Raw genomic sequence first — 269 nt, forward strand, 5'->3', positions numbered from 1 at the left:
ACAATATCTAATCCTAAATCTATTAATTGGGACAATATTCAGTTAAATGGTGGTACAAATTATGGCAGCTTAGCTTATGATAAAACAAGTGGGACAATAACATATACATTCAGTACTGATATTTCTAATGCGGGAATTAACTTCATAATTAATTTGCATACGGCTGCCGTCGATACTTCTAAAAATATCATTACTGCATCTTTAAATAATACTTCAGTAGCGATAACTGGTGGTACCAGCTACAATACAAAGGCCAATGCTGGTGTTAG

Annotated in this window: 1 pseudogene; it reads left to right on the forward strand. The window is 33.5% G+C overall.

Going from position 1 to position 269, the window contains the following annotated elements:
- Positions 1 to 269 (forward strand): annotated as a pseudogene (locus MZO41_RS16670) (bacterial Ig-like domain-containing protein); the annotation flags it as partial.

Source organism: Lactiplantibacillus sp. C232, from assembly GCF_023806725.1.
Taxonomy (GTDB): Bacteria; Bacillota; Bacilli; order Lactobacillales; family Lactobacillaceae; genus Lactiplantibacillus; species Lactiplantibacillus plantarum.